Annotated in this window: 13 protein-coding genes; 10 read left to right on the forward strand and 3 right to left on the reverse strand. The window is 61.0% G+C overall.

Translation table 11 applies throughout. The features are described from left to right. On the reverse strand, nt 1-1,527 hold the full coding sequence (gene narH, locus H1204_RS43820; protein ID WP_180735243.1) for a nitrate reductase subunit beta: 1,527 nt from the start codon (nt 1,525-1,527) through the stop codon (nt 1-3). Beyond that, a complete protein-coding gene (locus H1204_RS43825) occupies nt 1,524-5,327 on the reverse strand; it encodes a nitrate reductase subunit alpha (RefSeq protein ID WP_180735244.1) in 3,804 nt (1,267 codons plus the stop codon). Before H1204_RS43825 ends, narH begins: the two co-directional genes overlap by 4 nt. A gap of 661 nt (nt 5,328-5,988) precedes the next feature. Here H1204_RS43825 and H1204_RS43830 point away from each other — a divergent pair. The 5 genes from H1204_RS43830 to H1204_RS43845 all read left to right on the forward strand — a co-directional run bounded on the left by H1204_RS43830 (nt 5,989) and on the right by H1204_RS43845 (nt 9,521). Continuing rightward, nucleotides 5,989-6,336, forward strand: coding sequence for a hypothetical protein (locus H1204_RS43830; protein ID WP_180735245.1), 348 nt, complete (start codon nt 5,989-5,991; stop codon nt 6,334-6,336). Nucleotides 6,337-6,507: 171 nt separating this feature from the next. After that, nucleotides 6,508-6,705: a hypothetical protein gene (locus H1204_RS52135; RefSeq protein ID WP_243469000.1), complete on the forward strand. Its 198-nt coding sequence runs from the start codon at nt 6,508-6,510 to the stop codon at nt 6,703-6,705. Nucleotides 6,706-6,776: 71 nt separating this feature from the next. Then, nucleotides 6,777-7,358, forward strand: coding sequence for a hemerythrin domain-containing protein (locus H1204_RS43835; protein ID WP_180735246.1), 582 nt, complete (start codon nt 6,777-6,779; stop codon nt 7,356-7,358). 657 nt (nt 7,359-8,015) lie between these two features. After that, nucleotides 8,016-8,435 carry an ester cyclase gene (locus H1204_RS43840; RefSeq protein ID WP_180735247.1) on the forward strand — a complete coding sequence of 140 codons (420 nt, stop codon included), beginning with the start codon at nt 8,016-8,018 and terminating at the stop codon, nt 8,433-8,435. A gap of 354 nt (nt 8,436-8,789) precedes the next feature. Beyond that, complete coding sequence (locus tag H1204_RS43845; protein ID WP_180735248.1) at nt 8,790-9,521, forward strand: helix-turn-helix domain-containing protein; 732 nt, start codon at nt 8,790-8,792, stop codon at nt 9,519-9,521. Nucleotides 9,522-9,545: 24 nt separating this feature from the next. Here H1204_RS43845 and H1204_RS43850 read toward each other — a convergent pair whose 3' ends face one another. Further along, nucleotides 9,546-10,256, reverse strand: a complete 711-nt coding sequence (locus H1204_RS43850) for an IclR family transcriptional regulator (RefSeq protein WP_180735249.1) — start codon at nt 10,254-10,256, stop codon at nt 9,546-9,548. A gap of 165 nt (nt 10,257-10,421) precedes the next feature. On the opposite strand from H1204_RS43850, the gene H1204_RS43855 reads away from it, so the two are divergent. The 5 genes from H1204_RS43855 to H1204_RS43875 all read left to right on the forward strand — a co-directional run bounded on the left by H1204_RS43855 (nt 10,422) and on the right by H1204_RS43875 (nt 15,667). After that, nucleotides 10,422-11,120, forward strand: coding sequence for an RraA family protein (locus tag H1204_RS43855; RefSeq protein ID WP_180735250.1), 699 nt, complete (start codon nt 10,422-10,424; stop codon nt 11,118-11,120). Continuing rightward, nucleotides 11,120-12,067 (forward strand): NAD(P)-dependent oxidoreductase, encoded by a 948-nt coding sequence (locus H1204_RS43860; protein ID WP_180735251.1) that lies wholly within the window; start codon nt 11,120-11,122, stop codon nt 12,065-12,067. Before H1204_RS43855 ends, H1204_RS43860 begins: the two co-directional genes overlap by 1 nt. Before the next feature lie 22 nt (nt 12,068-12,089). After that, nucleotides 12,090-13,019: an SMP-30/gluconolactonase/LRE family protein gene (locus H1204_RS43865; protein ID WP_180735252.1), complete on the forward strand. Its 930-nt coding sequence runs from the start codon at nt 12,090-12,092 to the stop codon at nt 13,017-13,019. 72 nt (nt 13,020-13,091) lie between these two features. Beyond that, complete coding sequence (locus tag H1204_RS43870) at nt 13,092-14,471, forward strand: MFS transporter (RefSeq protein ID WP_180735253.1); 1,380 nt, start codon at nt 13,092-13,094, stop codon at nt 14,469-14,471. A 44-nt stretch (nt 14,472-14,515) separates the two neighbouring features. Then, nucleotides 14,516-15,667 carry a porin gene (locus H1204_RS43875; RefSeq protein WP_180735254.1) on the forward strand — a complete coding sequence of 384 codons (1,152 nt, stop codon included), beginning with the start codon at nt 14,516-14,518 and terminating at the stop codon, nt 15,665-15,667. Nucleotides 15,668-15,677: the final 10 nt, after the last annotated feature.

A 15,677-nucleotide genomic window follows, 5' to 3' on the forward strand; every position in this document is an offset into this window, starting at 1 on the left:
TCAGAACTCCTGGCGAATCGGAATCTTGCGGTTGCTCTTTCTGGTCGTGAAGAGGCTCATTTCGGATCGTCCGTCCGAGCAGCCGTTGCCAAACGAGAAGCCACATGACGAGCGCAGATCGAACGCATCTTCCGCATACTCGCGGTGCGATGTGGGAATGACGAAGCGATCCTCGAAGTTCGCGATCGCCAGATAGCGGTACATGTCCTCGACCTGGGCGACCGTCAGGCCCGCCTGTTTGAGGACGCCGGGTGCTTCGACCTGATCGACATGGCGCGCGCGCATGAAGGCACGCATGGCGAGCAGCCGTTCTAGCGCCAGCTTGACGGGTTCTTCCTTGCCCGCCGTCAGCAGATTCGCGAGATAGCGTAGCGGAATGCGCAGCGATTCGATGTCGGGCAGATAGCCGTTCATGCCGAGTTCGCCGCTATTGGCGGCTGCATTGATGGGCGAGAGGGGCGGGACGTACCAGACCATCGGCAGCGTCCGGTATTCGGGGTGCAGCGGAAAGGCGATTTTCCAATCGATCGCCATCTTGTAGACGGGCGAACGCCGTGCGCCGTCGAGCCAGGCTGTGGGCACGCCATCGCGTTCGGCCTGCGCGATCACCTCGGCATCGTTCGGGTCGAGAAAGACGGACAGTTGCGCTTCATACAGATCGGCTTCGTTCTCGACGCTCGCCGCCTCGCTGATGCGATCCGCGTCATACAGCATTACGCCGAGATAGCGGATGCGGCCCACGCACGTTTCCGAGCAGACGGTTGGCTGTCCCGCTTCAATGCGCGGATAGCAGAAGATGCACTTTTCGGCCTTGCCGCTGTGCCAGTTGAAGTAGATCTTCTTGTATGGACACCCGGACACGCACATGCGCCAGCCGCGGCACTTGTCCTGATCGATCAGCACGATGCCGTCTTCTTCGCGCTTGTAGATCGAGCCGGACGGACACGATGCGACACACGCCGGATTGAGGCAGTGTTCGCACAGGCGCGGCAGATACATCATGAAGGTGTTTTCGAACTGCCCATAGATGTCCTTCTGCACGTTCTCGAAGTTGTAGTCCTTCGAACGCTTCTCGAATTCGCCGCCGAGAATCTCTTCCCAGTTCGGCCCCCACTCGATCTTTTCGAGCCGTTCGCCGCTGATCAGTGAGCGCGGACGCGCAACGGGCATCGCTTTCGCATCGCCTGAGTCCTGCAGATGCGCGTAGTCGAAGGTGAACGGCTCGTAGTAGTCATCGATCTCAGGCAGATGCGGATTGGCGAAAATCTGCGCGAGCAGTCGCCACTTGCTGCCGAGGCGCGGTTCGATCTTGCCGTCGGCCTTGCGTTTCCATCCGCCCCGCCAGCGGTCCTGATTCTCCCAGTCCTTCGGATAACCGATGCCGGGCTTCGTCTCGACATTGTTGAACCACGCGTACTCCATGCCTTCGCGGCTCGTCCACACGTTCTTGCAGGTGACGGAGCAAGTGTGGCATCCGATGCATTTGTCGAGATTGAGCACCATCGCGATCTGCGCGCGCACCTTCATGAGGTTTCTCCTTGACGGTGTTTATGCTGGCTGGCAGGGTTGGCGGGGTCGGGAGGCGCGTCGTCGAGCCAGTCGATATGCTTCATCTTGCGCACGATCAGGAATTCGTCGCGGTTCGAACCGACGGTGCCGTAGTAGTTGAAGCCATACGCCAGTTGCGCATAGCCGCCGATCATATGCGTCGGTTTGAGCGCCACGCGCGTGACCGAGTTGTGGATACCGCCGCGTGTGCCCGTGATTTCCGAACCAGGCGTATTCACGATCTTTTCCTGCGCGTGATACATCATCACCATGCCGTGCGGGATGCGCTGGCTCACGACGGCGCGAGCGCACAACGCGCCGTTCGCGTTGTAGCACTCGATCCAGTCGTTGTCGACCACTCCGATCTGTTTCGCGTCGATCTCCGACAGCCAGACGATCGGACCACCGCGCGAGAGCGTGAGCATCAGCAGGTTGTCCGTATAGGTGCTGTGGATGCCCCATTTCTGGTGCGGTGTAATGAAGTTCAGCGCGATTTCCGGGTTGCCGTTCGAGCGTGCGCCGAGCATGTGCTCGTAGTTGCCCGTCTCGATGGGCGGCTTGTAGACGCAAAGCGATTCGCCGAATGCGCGCATCCACATGTGATCCTGATAGAGCTGCTGGCGGCCGCTGAGTGTGCGCCAGGGAATCAGTTCGTGAACATTGGTGTAGCCCGCGTTGTACGACACATGCTCCGACTCGATGCCGCTCCATGTCGGCGACGAGATGATCTTGCGCGGCTGCGCCTGGATGTCGCGAAAACGGATTTTTTCATCCGCGCGCGCGTCGGCCAGATGTGCGTGCTCGATGCCCGTCATCGCCGAGATGGCTTGCCACGCCTTCACCGCGACGGCGCCATTGGTTTCCGGTGCGAGCGACAGGATGACTTCGGCGGCGTCGAGCGCGGTATCGATGCGGGGCCGTCCGGCCGTGTCGTTAGCGGTGCCCGTGCCATTGCTCTGGCCATTCGCGACGCGATAGTTGAGTTCGCCAAGCAGCGCGACTTCGTCTTTCGTATCCCATGTGATGCCTTTGCCGCCGTTGCCGAGCTTGTCCATCAGTGGACCCAGCGAGGTGAACCGGTCATACGTGGCGGGATAGTCGCGCTCGACGACGATGACAGAAGGCATCGTCCTGCCCGGCACCGGTTCGCATTTGCCCTGTTTCCAGTCGTGCACCTCGAATGGTTGCGCGAGTTCGCCTGGGCTGTCGTGCGCAATCGGCGAGAGAACGACATCGCGTTCGACGCCGAGATGCCCGACGCTCAATTCCGAGAACCGCCTGGCGAGGCCCTTGAAGATTTCCCAGTCGCTCTTCGACTGCCACGCCGGATCGACAGCAGCCGATAGCGGATGAATGAACGGATGCATGTCGGACGTGTTCATGTCGTCCTTCTCATACCACGTCGCAGTGGGCAGCACGACGTCGGAATACATACAGGTGGTCGACATGCGGAAGTCGAGCGTGACGAGCAGATCGAGCTTGCCGCGTGGCGCTTCGTCATGCCATGTGATTTCTTCAGGACGCGGATGGCCCGACTTGAAGACCTCGTCGCCTTGCACGCCATTCGTCGTGCCGAGCAGATGCTTGAGGAAGTACTCGTGGCCTTTGCCTGACGAGCCGAGCAGGTTCGAACGCCACACGAACAGATTGCGCGGGAAGTTCGTCGGACTGTCGGGGTCTTCGCACGCCATGCGCAGGCTGCCCGATTTCAGGTCGCCGGCGATCTTTGCGCTCGCTTGCGCCGGGTCGTTCAACGCACGTCCGACATCGAGCGGATTGGCGGACAGTTGCGGTGCGGACGGCAGCCAGCCCATCCGTTCGGCGCGCACGTTGTAGTCGATCGGCGCGCCGTGAAACTGCGACTTGTCCGCAAGCGGCGAGAGCAGGGCGCCAGGGTCCATCGGGTCATAGCGCCATTGATCCGTATGCGCGTAGAAGAACGACGTCGAGTTCATCTGGCGCGGCGGCCGGTTCCAGTCGAGCGCGAACGCGAGTGCCGTCCACCCTGTCTGCGGGCGCAGCTTTTCCTGGCCGACGTAATGCGACCATCCGCCGCCCGACTTGCCGATGCAGCCGCACATAATCAGCATGTTGATGATCGCGCGGTACGACATGTCCATGTGGAACCAGTGATTGATGCCCGCGCCGATGATCACCATCGACTTTCCCTGCGTCTTGTGCGCGTTCTCGGCGAACTGGCGGGCGACATTGATCACGTCCGCGCGCTTGACGCCTGTGATTGCTTCCTGCCAGGCTGGCGTATAGGGCAGATCGTCGTCGTAGCTCGCGGCGATGTCTTCGCCGCCGAGCCCCTGATCGAGGCCATAGTTCGCGACGAACAGGTCATAGACGGTGGCGACCAGCATGTCGCCATTGCGTGTCGCGATTCTTCGCGCGCCGATCTTGCGCGAGAGTTCCGACGCATGCGACGTGTGATTGAAATGCGGATGCCGGATATTGCCGAAATACGGGAAGAGTACATCGACGACTTCGTCGTGCGCGTGGACGAAGGAAAGGCGCGGCTCGATGGGCGCGCCTGACGCCGACTCCTCCTTCAGATTCCACTTGCCCTTGTCGCCGCCTTCCTTTTGACCCCAGCGAAAGCCCGCAGAGCCTACCGGTACGACGGCGTCGTTGGTCGCCGCGTCGATGACGACCGTCTTCCAGTCGGGGTTGTTGGTCTGGCCGAGCGCGTCGTCGAAATCCGATGCGCGGACAAGCCGCTCCGGCACATAGCGGTCGCCCCGTGGGACGAGCCGCACGAGACACGGCATGTCGGTGTAGCGGCGGCAATAGTCCATGAAGTAATCGCTTTTGCCGGCGAGGTGAAACTCCTTGAGAATGACATGACCCATCGCGAGCGCGAGCGCCGCATCGGTGCCCTGCTTCGGATGCAGCCAGATGTCGCCGAACTTCGCGCCTTCCGCGTAATCCGGGAAGATTGAAACGATCTTCGTGCCTTTGTAGCGGACCTCGGTCATGAAATGCGCGTCCGGCGTGCGCGTCTGCGGCACGTTCGACCCCCACATCACGATGAATGTGGAGTTGTACCAGTCGGCGGATTCGGGCACGTCGGTCTGCTCGCCCCATGTTTGGGGCGAAGCAGGCGGCAGATCGCAATACCAGTCATAGAAGCTCAGGCACACGCCGCCGATCAGCGACAGATATCGCGAACCTGCCGCGTACGAGACCATCGACATCGCGGGAATCGGCGAAAAGCCCACCACGCGGTCTGGCCCGTGGCGCTTGACCGTGTGGACATTGGCGGCGGCGACAATCTCGTTGACCTCGTCCCACGTCGAGCGTATGAAGCCGCCGAGTCCGCGCCGCGATTGATAGTTGCGGCGCGCGGCGTCGTCTTCGACGATCGATTGCCAGGCTTGCACCGGCTCCATCGTTCGGCGCCGCTCGCGCCATAGCTTGACGAGCGCGCTGCGCACGAGCGGATATTTGAGGCGGTTCGCGCTATACAGATACCACGAGTACGACGCGCCGCGCGAGCATCCACGGGGCTCGTGATTGGGCATGTCGGGGCGCGTGCGCGGGTAGTCGGTCTGCTGGGTTTCCCACGTGACGATACCGCCCTTCACGTAGATCTTCCACGAGCATGAGCCCGTGCAGTTCACGCCATGCGTGGAGCGCACGATCTTGTCATGTTGCCATCGCTGCCGATACGCGTCTTCCCACTTTCTGTCCTCGTCTGTGACGGCACCGTGACCGTCGGAAAACTGCGGCCGGACCGTAGTGAAGTAACGTAACCTGTCCAGAAAGTGGCTCATAAAATTCCCGTGTCTGTCGGTATCGGCCGTTCCCAGACATTAAAGTCGGTAGATGTGGATAAGTAAAGTTGATGCATGAATTAGCCAGTCAGTCTTGATCCTGATGAATAGGCTCATGCCGTTGGCTTCACTCCCGTAGCGTTGCGTTGTCGAGGCCGATGCCATACCCGGTCCTACCGGGCAGCCCTCCCGGGGACGCCTGGCTCGGGTTTTCCCCAGACCAAGGGGCGATTCCTGGCGAGGCCAACAACGGCGGCACCGCCAATCAGCTATTCGTGTATATACCGTGGTTCTCTGATCGCTAAGTTGATGCAGGTCAACTCGAACCTGGTGGGAGGGCGGATGATGAATTCATCTGCGCCATTTCATCCTTCTGACGCAGCGGGGAGAGTTTTCGAAGGACCATCTGCGGCATGAATGCGTCGGGATACGCAATCAGATTCGTGAGCAGATCATGTATGGGAATACCGTAGTGGCCGTGGACCGCGGCAGGCCGTCGATGCGTGCGTTGAACGAAGCCATCCATGTGGCATCAGTGCTCGTGGTACGGGGCCAGGAGGGCAACGGCTAGGTGTTCAACGTGGTGGCGCGCCGTGACGCCGTGACCGGAGTACCCACCTGCGCAGTTGGAATAGAGACGGGTTTCCAGAGGAGCAGGATCATGCAAATCGGGCCCAATTTTCATCCTCACTTTCGGCACGCCACCTTATCGACCTATGTCGCGAGCTATATCTTTCCGATACTCCTTGCAGTCTATGAGGTTTATCGCATCGCATACTGGCTCGTCAACTACGGTCTGAATTTATCGGTGTTCAAGGAGATGGGCTATGAGTTCACATTGATGCTCGTGCTGTTTGCAACGCAGATTGTCGTCGAATCTTGTTTTCTCTTCTTAGCGTGGGCAGGCGGACATTCCGACCTCGGGCGCCGCGTTCCCAATGTCGCACTTGGTCTCTTGTTGTCGGCTACGGTGCTTGCTTGCGACTTCGCGCTGCAGATGCTGCCGTAACGGCGAATGCAGGGAGATCGCATTCGTCAGTCGTCTTCCCTAAGACATCGATTGCGCTTTTCGACTTGCAGTCCAGCAGCATGCGACAAAATGCGCGTCGACAACCTTTGGTAAGCATCTATTCTTGAAACGAGACCCGAAGCGCGGGGACTCTGATCAACGGAGACGACAATGCTCAGCCCACATGAGATTGCAGCGCTCATGCTGCTTGAGACCAACCAGAATTCAAACACTCTGGATCTTGAGGATCTGGGTGCCTTGTGCGAGCGTCAGCTTGTTTCGCTAGAAAAGCTGGCCTCAGGATACGCACATGTGCGTTTGACTCCACAAGGCCGCTCAATACTCAGATCAGTCGGACGGATGCGCTAGTTTATGCCGGGTTAGCAGAAATGACGCAGCAAATGGTACGCACTTGCTACGGCCTATAGGCGGAGGATGAGATGCAACAACCATTAGCGAGAAGGGCGGTACAGACGATCATCCACGAACATCAGCAACTCTCGACTGTGGTCAACGGGATGACGCGGTTTGTGGACTCCTTGGGCACGAGTGTGCATGCGCCCGGACCTATGGTGTTGCGGGCCATGCTTTACTACATTCGGGAATATCCGGAACAGGTGCATCACCCTAAGGAAGACAAATATTTATTCATGCGCTTGCGATTGCGCACGAATGAACTGGACGGTGTCATCGACGAACTGGAGGCGCAGCATGTACAGGGTGAAGCGCGGGTGCGAGATCTTGAGCGTGCCTTGGCGCGATATGAGGTGGCCGGTGATTCAGAGGTTCCTGCATTGCGGAAGATGGTCGAGGAATACGCTGCGTTTTACGGTAACCACAGGCGGCTGGAAGAGGAAGTGATTTTGCCCGCTGCGCTGCGATGCCTTACCACCGCGGACTGGATAGAACTGGATGAAGCGTTTGGCGCCAATCGTGACCCGTTCGACAGCAGCGAGCTCGAGGGTGATCTCGACCATCTGTATTCAATGATCGTGAACACAATCCCGGATCACGTCGCGTGAATATATTGTTCAGATCAGTCAAAATGAAGATGGCGGGCGAAGTCACTTCGACTCGGTTATCGAGGGAAACGACTGTGTGAGCCACGGATCCCGAAAGACGCGCATGCGGGGTTCATCGTTGACGGTATGTTCGCGTCCAAATGCGGTTGAGTCATTCCTATTAGACAACGGGGTGGCTGTTTAGGGGCGATCCGAGACGTCCCGTAAAGTAGTGATGCGGCGGAAGACGCCGCATACATCCGGTAGACACGCGCCTCCAACTGACCATTGAATCTCTGAAGGTGCCGCAGCGACGATCTTAGGCGCGGATTTGCGTCCAGCGATCCGCATCATTAGCACCCAGGCGTGCTCTCAGGGAGCCGGAAAAGTTCGCTGGGAAGGCAGTTGATGGCAACCGGCCATCTACGGCCATTCGGCCAATCTATGGACCAGCCGGTTGAACGTCGGCTCCTGCCCGGATAGCTGACGGCTACCCGCGTCCGAGAACTGGACGCTTGCGCGGTTCGACGTGCTACCCCGCGCGGCTTCCAGTCGAGCCCACTAAAATTGGATTCATCGGGTGTCTGCCGTATGCAGAAACCTCAACACTGTGGCCCACCCGGGGACCGGCTAGGCTCGGTCCATTTATTCCACCGACAGGCAGGAGGCCATCATTCTATGCACGAGATCAGCGGTGTTGTTCGCGAGTTTGTTGAGGAGGTCCTGAACCAGGGGCGGATCGATGCCGCCGACCGGCTTGTCTGGGATGACATGGTCGAGCACGTCCCCTTCCCCGGCCAAGGTCCCGGTCTCCAAGGTCTCAAGGATGTCCTGCGAGGGATGCGGGCCGCGTTCCCGGATATGCACTGGCACATCGAGGAACAGCTCACCGAGGGTGACCGCGTGCTGACCCGCTTCGAGTGGACGGGCACTCACCGGGGAGAGTTCCTCGGCGTGCCTGCTACGGGGCAGTTGGTAAGGGTTTGGGGCATGGTCGTCGACCGCATTCAGGACGGCAGGATTAAGGAAACCCGCATCATCATGGACATGCTCGGACTGATGATACAACTCGGCGCGGTTCTCCCACCGGGCCACTGAAACCGAGATGGACGAGCACGCGCCGGCCGGCACGCTGGCACCGATGACCGCAGGTATCCTGGAAGCTGTCGTCTAGGGGGCGGGTACGAATGACGGGAGTGGGTCGGTCTCAGTCTATGGAAAGCTTCGATCGTTGATCGACTGGATGCGGGGCCATGAGCGGCCGTTGACCCGCGCCTTCTCGATGACATTCGGATGGCCGGTCAGCTTCGACACCGGCCCACGGTCTGAATTAGGATGGTGCACCGGGCGACGATGAACATGCGACCGGTCCATTCTTTAAAATGTCGCGCGTCCATCTCAACTATAACTGGTCGAGAAAATCCATAGAACTGCTGAGACGAGGAGATATCGTTGAGCAATACGGGCGTTGCAGCGGTCGAAAAAGCGTTGTCGCTGCTCGATTGCTTCCAACCGGGCAAGGAGTCGTTATCTCTGGCAGTGCTTGCCAAGGCGACGGGCATACCCGTCACTACGGTCTATCGGTTAATGAACTCGCTCGAGCGTAAGAGTTACGTCGTTCGCTCGGGTGAAGGCGTCTATTCTCTCGGGCATCGGCTGCACTATCTCGGCAAGCTCTATGAGCAGTCGTTTCGCCTGTCTGCCGTTGTCGAGCCGATCTTGCGCGAGCTTGCCACGGCGACGGGCGCAAGCGCGTCCTACTCTGTCGTCGAGCGCGGCAGATGGCTCTGTCTGTTCAGGGTCGACCCGGCGGAGGGTTTGCGTATCACGCGAGTCCCCGGCGATTTGCGAGATTTCGACAACACGCCTACCAGCGACGTACTGCGATACTGGGGACTCAAAGAGCCGGTCTTCGATCGCTTTCCGACTCTTCCGATATTCAAGTCTGGTGCGCGCAATGTGCATACTGCCGCATCCGCGATGCCCATCTTCGGCGCCGGCGATCAGTTCCTTGCTGCCCTGACGCTATCAGGCGCGGCATCGAGTCTGGAAGCGGCACGTACCGACGGGTCGTCCGTCGCACGGCACGTCGGTGCCGCGATGGATCTGTCGCGGCGGCTGGGCGCCAGCGCGAAGTTGTGCGAGCGCATCTATATCCAGGCGACGAACGATTCCTCAACCTGAACTATGTCTTCCTTGAAGCGGCAATCAGGTGCCGTAGACATTCTCGCAAAACGCGACACTAGCCCCAAGCTTCCGGGATAGATCAGCGGCCGCATCCAGTTGCGGTCGATCCAGTTCGCCTGACGTGTGTGCCGCGCTGAGGCGCGACGCAGGACCGGAAAGCGTCAGCGCCGCCATGAACTTGTCGCCCGCGCCGAAGATCGGTACTGCGAACGCGGCCGTGTGGACGTCGCGCGCACCCGCCGTAAAGATCGGCAGTGCGGGCGGCTTGTCGTAAATGGGTTCGCCAAGTCCCCAGAAACGGATCACCTGGCTGATCGCCGTGTCGTCGAGCGGGAGTGTCGTCCCCGCGAGCCGCGTTTCACGCAGACCTTCGGACGGCTCGGCCCGGAAAAGGCAAAGCCGCTGTCCATTATCGTGAACGTAGTACGATGCGCTTTCCCTGGTCAGCGCCGCCAGCGCGTGCAGCGCCGGTTCCACCACCGTGGACAGATGGAACGACTGCTCGTACAGCTTCCCCAGGTACAGCACGCGATGCCCGAGCGAATAGTTGCCCGATTGCGCGCGCACGACATAACCCATTCGCTCCAGCGAGTTCATCAGTCGATAAACCGTCGTCTTGTGCATGCCGGCCGCTTGCGAGAGCATCGCGAGTGACTGCGACTCGGCACCCGGTTTAAAGCAGTCCAAAAGCGAAAGTGCTTTCTCGACAGCGACGACTCCCTCGTTTCCCATTCCTGCCTCCAGTCGTTCATTTCCCTAGATTGTACACAGTAAAACGTCGGTTTATACCGTAAAAGGGTAAACGCTAGTGGTCCGACGTGTCTTCGCTGGCTATAGTGATTTCACGCTGTACACCATAGTTGTACACAGTAAAACTCACGAACTGAGGTGAAATCCATGAGCACGACGTCCGCAGCTACTTCCTCCATCCATCGCAATATCGAACGCGTGTCGCCGGAACTGGTCGAGGCAGCTGGCCGATATCAGGCAGCGATCCTCGCTGACGTCGCGGGCCGTCGCGGCACGCTGCATGGCCGGGTCAAGCCGCTGTCGCCGAAGATGAAAGTCGCGGGTCCGGCCGTCACGGTCGAAGTCCGTCCGGGCGACAACCTCGCCATCCACGCCGCGCTGTCCATCGCGAAGCCGGGCGACGTGATCGTCGTCGACGGGAAGGGCGATCTCTCCTGCGCGCTGATCGGCGAAATCATGGCGACGCAGGCAAAGGCGAGCGGCATCGCGGGCATCATCATCGATGGCGCCGTGCGTGATGCGCACGAACTGGCCAACGGCGACTACCCGATCTTCGCGGCGGGCCTCAATCCCTGCGGCCCGACCAAAAGCGTCGCGGGCCGGGTGAATGTGCCGATCTCGGCCGGCGGCACTGCCGTCAATCCGGGCGATCTCGTCGTCGCTGACGCGGACGGCGTGGTCATCGTTCCGCGCAACGATGTCGCACGCATCGTCGATCTCGCACAGAAGAAGCTCGACATAGAAACCGCGCGTATCGCGGCGATCCATAAGGGCGACGTGCGTCCGGGCTGGATCGAGAAAGAGCTGCGTGCAGTAGGCATGCTGGCCGAAGGCGAGGCGCTGTGATGCAGACGGCTTCGCATAAACCCGTCGTCCTCGTGACAGCGGCCGACCTTGCGCCGCAAGCGCTCGACATGTTGACCCAGTTCGACATCGTGTTCGCGGGCAAGCAGCCTACGGAAGACGACATCGTCGCGCTGTGCGCCCGGCACAAGCCGGTCGCGATCATCGTTCGATACGGCAAGGTCAACGCCCGCATCATGGACGCCGCCGAAAACCTGCAGGTGATATCGAAGCACGGCAGCGGCATTGACGTGATCGATCAGGCGGCTGCAACCGCGCGCGGTATCGCAGTGCGCGCGGCCATTGGTGCCAACGCGGCCGCCGTGGCGGAGCACGCCTGGGCGCTGATCCTCGCGTGCGCCAAGTCCGTGCCACAACTCGATGCGCGCATGCGCGAAGGTCACTGGGACAAATCCACGCATAAGTCCATCGAACTGGATGGGCGCACGCTCGGCCTCGTCGGACTGGGCGCGATTGGCCGACGCGTGGCAGCGATCGGTGCGGCCTTCGGCATGAACGTGCTCGCGTTCGATCCGTACGCGAAAGAAGCGCCGGCTGGCGTCAAGCTGGTGTCGCTCGACGAGTTGTACGCCGCTTCTGACATCGTCTCGCTGCATTGCCCGCTGACGGCGGAGAACCGCCAGATGCTCAACCGCGACACGCTCGCGCGGTTCAGGCGCGGCGCGATTCTCGTCAACACGGCGCGTGGCGGTCTGATCGACGAAGCCGCGCTCGCCGAGGCACTCGCAAGCGGCCAGTTGCGCTGCGCCGGTCTCGACAGCTTCGACGTCGAACCGATGACGAATCCGCATCCGTTCCAGCAGATCCCGAACGCCATCCTGTCGCCGCATATCGGCGGCGTGAGCGATGCCGCGTACGTAAACATGGGCAAGGGCGCCGCCGCCAATGTGCTCGCCGTCGTCGAAGAACACGCCCGCAACGCAGCCTGAAGTCCGCAAGAGAAGGCCCATCATGTTCTATCTCGTCTCGCCCGAAGTACGCACAGCCGAAGTCTTCACGCGTATGCCGGAGAAATTCCGCAAACCCGATATTCAGACCGATTGGGCACGTGCGAATCGCGGCGGCCTCGCCACGGACTCGTTTCTCGAGGGCCCGGTATGGGACCCGGACGGCCATCTGTTCGTGACCGACATCCCACATGGCCGCGTCTTCCGGATTTCGCCTTTGGGCGAGTGGGAGATGGTCGTGCAGTACGACGGCGAGCCGAACGGCATGAAGCGTTTCGACGATTCGCATCTGCTCATCACCGACTATCGCAACGGCCTGATGCTGCTCGACATCGTGCGTGGCGAAGTGCGTCCGTTTCTCGAGCGGCGCAATTCCGAGCGCTTCAGGGGCGTGAACGATCTCACGTTCGATTCGCACGGCAACCTTTACTTCACCGATCAGGGGCAGACGGGGCTGCACGATCCGACGGGCCGCGTGTACCGGCTGTCGGCGGACGGCAAGCTCGACATGCTGCTCGGCAATTGCCCGAGCCCCAATGGACTTGTGCTGTCGCCCGACGAGAAGGTTCTGTACGTCGGCATGACGCGCGGCAACTGCGTGTGGCGCGTGCCGCTTCAGACCGATGGTTCCGTCAGCAAGGTCGGGCAGTTCTTCACGTCCTACGGTCCGAGCGGTCCGGACGGTCTGACCATCGATACCGAGGGTCGCCTCTTCGTCGCGAACCCGGGGCTCGGCCGCGCGTGGGTACTGAACCATCGCGCCGAACCAGTGGAAATCCTGACGAGCCCGGAAGGCGCTTCGCTCACCAATCTGTGTTTCGGCGGCCCGGACATGAAGACGCTGTTCATGACCGAATCCGTTTCGGGAACAGTTTTCAAAGCCGACATGACGATTGCCGGGCCGCTCCCCAAGCGGGCGAAGCGGACCGTCTGATCGCCTGGCGGGCCTGAGTGCCCGCCATACATCAATATGTCGCGCCGACAGAAGCGCGATGGAGGAGCAAACATGACCATGTCGCACACCCTTCGTGCCGACGGCGCCACGCGGCACGCACAAGCGCAGCCCGTTCCAGGCATTGCGAGCGAGGATTACGCGGCCAGCGAGCGCACGCTCGCCAAGGCATTCCGGCGAATCCTGCCGTTCATCTTTATCTGCTACGTCATCAGCTATCTCGACCGGACCAACGTCGGATTCGCCGCGCTGACGATGAACAAGGATCTCGGCCTGACGGCAGAGCAGTTCGGCTTCGGTGCAGGGCTTTTCTTCGTCGGCTATTTCCTCTTCGAGATTCCGAGCAACCTGATCATGCAGAAGGTCGGGGCGCGCGTGTGGATCGCACGCATCATGATCACGTGGGGTCTCTTCTCGATGGCGACAGCGTTCGTTGTTGGCCCGAAGAGCTTTGCTGCCGCGCGGTTCCTGCTCGGTCTCGCCGAAGCGGGCTTCACGCCCGGCATCTACCTCTATTTCACGCACTGGTTTCCGGGCAAGTGGCGCGCGAAGGTCACTGCCGCGTTTCTCGTCGGCATTCCCGTCGCGAACATGATCGGGTCGCCCGTTTCAGGCGCGCTGCTCGAACTCGGCGGTTTGCACGGGCTGCGCAGCTGGCAGTGGTTGTTGCTGATCGAGGGCGTACCGGCTGTGATGCTCGGCATCGCCTGTCTGTTCGTGCTGGCTGACCGCCCCGAAAAGGCGAAGTGGCTGAGCGACGAAGAGAAGTCCTCGCTTGCGAAGCGCCTTGCGCTCGAACAAGGTGACATCGGCGCGCGTCACGGCAGCAACCTGCGCGACGCGATGACCAACTGGCGCGTATTCGTGCTCGCGTTCATCAACTTCTGCGGCATCGTCGGGTCGCTTGGCGTCGGTCTGTGGATGCCGCAAATCATCAAGCAGTTCGGCGTCGAGCACGCGGTCGTCGGCTGGCTCACGGCGATCCCGTACGCAATCGGCGCGGTTGTGATGCTCTGGTGGGCTCGCGTCGCCAATCGCTCGCAGAACCGCATTCCGTATGTGGCTGGCGCGCTGGTCGTTTCGGCCGTCGCGCTGTGCGCGAGCGCGTTCATCGACACGCCCGTGCTCAAGCTGATCGCACTGTGCTTCACAGTGAGCGGCATTCTCGCTTTCCAGGCGACGTACTGGGCCATTCCATCCGGCTTCCTCACGGGGCGAGCCGCTGCCGGCGGTCTCGCGCTCATCGTCTCGGTGGGCAATCTCGGCGGCTTCGTCGGTCCCTCGATGATCGGCGCGCTCAAGCAGGTTTCAGGCGGCTTCACCGTGCCGCTGCTCGCGGTCTCAGGTGTGCTGCTGCTCGGTGCGCTGACCATCGCGTGGCTCGGCGACCCAGGCGCTGACGCAGGCGAAGCGCCTTCAGCCCACAAGGTGTGATCCACGCATTCAAAACCAATCCATAAACACTGTTTGGAGACTCCATGCTGTTCAAGAAAGCCAGCCACAACGTCAACACGAATTCCCGCCTGATGCTCGGCGCACTCGCAGCCGCCGGCATGAGCCTGACCTGCGGCGCCGCGCATGCGCAAAGCAGCGTCACGCTGTACGGCATTGCGGACGTTGGCATCGAGCACATCAACAATACGAGTGCTGGCGGCGCACAAACGCGCGAAGTGTCGGGCAACCTGTCCGGTTCGCGCTGGGGACTGAAGGGCGTTGAAGACCTCGGCGGCGGAATGAAGGCCATTTTCCAGCTGGAGAACGGCTTCAACATCAATGACGGCACGACCGCTCAATCGACCAAAGGTCTTGGTGCGAACGCTGCAACGACTGCCCGGCTATTCGGCCGGCAGGCGTGGGTCGGGCTTGCCTATAAAAGTCAGCAGTTGACCTTTGGCCGGCAGAACGCGCTGCTCTACGAACAGGCGGTGGCCTTCGATCCGATGGGCGCATCGTCGCGCTACTCGGTGCTGTCGCTCGACTACGCGATGGCCGCGCGGATCGACAACTCTGCGAAGTACACGGGCGTATTCGGGCCGCTGACGGCACAGGCGATGTACAGCACGCGCTACGACACGGGTTATGGCTCCGAAGTGCCGGGTGCGGAAATCACCGGGCGCTTCTTCAGCGGCGCGCTGACCTTCGCGCAAGGGCCGTTCGCGGCAAGCGTGTCGTACGAGCAGCGCAACAGCAACACGGTCGCGACCAACACGGGGACTGAGCGTCGCGCAACGGCAGCCGCTTCGTATCAGATTGGACCGGTGAAGGGCTTCGCGGGCTATCGCTATCTGCGTGCGTCGAATGCTTTTGTTCCTGCGAACCCGATCGTCGTTGCAAACGGCTCGGAAGCCAGCGCCGCGAACCTCTACTGGGCGGGCGCGCAGTTCTTTGCCACGCCGGCATTCGTGCTGACGGCAACGGCCTACTACCAGGACGTGCATTCGACCAGCGCCGATCCGTGGATCGCCGTGCTTTGCGCGGACTACCTGCTGTCGAAGCGTACCGATGTCTACGCGACGGCGGGCTTCGCGCGCAACAAAGGCGGCTCGGCGCTTGGCGTGAACGGTTATGGAACGGTCGCGGCCGGATACAACCAGACGGGCGTAGTCATCGGCATGCGCCAGAAGTTTTAAGAGGCGAATG

Origin of the sequence: Paraburkholderia sp. PGU19 (genome assembly GCF_013426915.1) — a bacterium.
Classification (GTDB): domain Bacteria; phylum Pseudomonadota; class Gammaproteobacteria; order Burkholderiales; family Burkholderiaceae; genus Paraburkholderia.

What these genes read in the sequence shown, in the direction of transcription:
- H1204_RS43865 (WP_180735252.1), top strand. Translation starts at nt 12,090, where the DNA reads ATGTTCTATCTCGTCTCGCCCGAAGTACGCACAGCCGAAGTCTTCACG.
- H1204_RS52135 (WP_243469000.1), top strand. Translation starts at nt 6,508, where the DNA reads ATGCTCAGCCCACATGAGATTGCAGCGCTCATGCTGCTTGAGACCAAC.
- H1204_RS43825 (WP_180735244.1), bottom strand. Translation starts at nt 5,327, where the DNA reads ATGAGCCACTTTCTGGACAGGTTACGTTACTTCACTACGGTCCGGCCG.
- H1204_RS43850 (WP_180735249.1), bottom strand. Translation starts at nt 10,256, where the DNA reads ATGGGAAACGAGGGAGTCGTCGCTGTCGAGAAAGCACTTTCGCTTTTG.
- H1204_RS43830 (WP_180735245.1), top strand. Translation starts at nt 5,989, where the DNA reads ATGCAAATCGGGCCCAATTTTCATCCTCACTTTCGGCACGCCACCTTA.
- H1204_RS43855 (WP_180735250.1), top strand. Translation starts at nt 10,422, where the DNA reads ATGAGCACGACGTCCGCAGCTACTTCCTCCATCCATCGCAATATCGAA.
- H1204_RS43875 (WP_180735254.1), top strand. Translation starts at nt 14,516, where the DNA reads ATGCTGTTCAAGAAAGCCAGCCACAACGTCAACACGAATTCCCGCCTG.
- H1204_RS43840 (WP_180735247.1), top strand. Translation starts at nt 8,016, where the DNA reads ATGCACGAGATCAGCGGTGTTGTTCGCGAGTTTGTTGAGGAGGTCCTG.
- narH (WP_180735243.1), bottom strand. Translation starts at nt 1,527, where the DNA reads ATGAAGGTGCGCGCGCAGATCGCGATGGTGCTCAATCTCGACAAATGC.
- H1204_RS43835 (WP_180735246.1), top strand. Translation starts at nt 6,777, where the DNA reads ATGCAACAACCATTAGCGAGAAGGGCGGTACAGACGATCATCCACGAA.
- H1204_RS43870 (WP_180735253.1), top strand. Translation starts at nt 13,092, where the DNA reads ATGACCATGTCGCACACCCTTCGTGCCGACGGCGCCACGCGGCACGCA.
- H1204_RS43860 (WP_180735251.1), top strand. Translation starts at nt 11,120, where the DNA reads ATGCAGACGGCTTCGCATAAACCCGTCGTCCTCGTGACAGCGGCCGAC.